The following is a 270-nucleotide window of genomic DNA, read 5'->3' on the forward strand; positions in this document are numbered from 1 at the left end:
TGCGCGACACCGTCCCCAGCACCCTGTTCTCGGGCACCACCGAGATCCAGCGGGAGCTCATCGCGAAGCAGTTGGGACTATGACACTCCATCAACTGGTGATCGACTCCGCGACGAAGCACCCCGAGCGCGCCGCGGTGGTGAGCGGGGACACCGCGCTCACCTACCGGGAGCTGGACGGCGGCGCCGACGCGCTCGCGCACCGGCTGCGGGCCCGCGGCGTGGGACCGGAGGACCTGGTCGCGGTGGCGGTGCCGCGCTCGGCCGAACT

At 72.2% G+C, this 270-nt stretch carries 1 protein-coding gene; it reads left to right on the plus strand.

Annotation, left to right across the window (positions count from 1 at the left end):
• Positions 1-79: 79 nt before the first annotated feature.
• Positions 80-270 (plus strand): AMP-binding protein (locus ABD308_RS09965; RefSeq protein WP_344331025.1); only part of this gene is annotated, 191 nt, incomplete at its 3' end.

Origin of the sequence: Kitasatospora putterlickiae (assembly GCF_039527695.1) — a bacterium.
Lineage (GTDB): Bacteria > Actinomycetota > Actinomycetes > Streptomycetales > Streptomycetaceae > Kitasatospora > Kitasatospora putterlickiae.